This is a genomic window from Acinetobacter sp. 24-47-66 (assembly GCF_056779755.1).
This window is the reverse complement of sequence record NZ_JBWYIL010000052.1, coordinates 1-234: the sequence shown is the minus strand read 5'-3', so window position 1 is coordinate 234 and position 234 is coordinate 1. Positions and strand designations below refer to the sequence as shown.

The 234-nt window shown below is 38.9% G+C and carries 1 protein-coding gene; it reads left to right on the top strand.

Annotated elements, in window-relative coordinates; genetic code table 11:
- The coding region (locus AC1M84_RS14335; protein ID WP_481595246.1) for a hypothetical protein at positions 1-234 on the top strand (234 nt) is incomplete at both ends.

The window sequence follows — 234 nt, the reverse complement described above, 5'->3', positions numbered from 1 at the left end:
CTAAAACAGTTACCAAAGGTGATGTGATCAAAGCGACTGATGAATTAGACGCTGCGGATGCTGCATTAAAAACCAATGCACAACAAGAGTTCGAAGATTCATTAGCAACTGAAGCGGATTTAACTGCGCTTGAAACGAAGGCAAATGAACTTCAAAAGAAACTTGATGACAATGCAAAGTTAGAAGAGTCAGCAAGATATACTGATGAAACACGTGATGCACTTCAACAAGAAA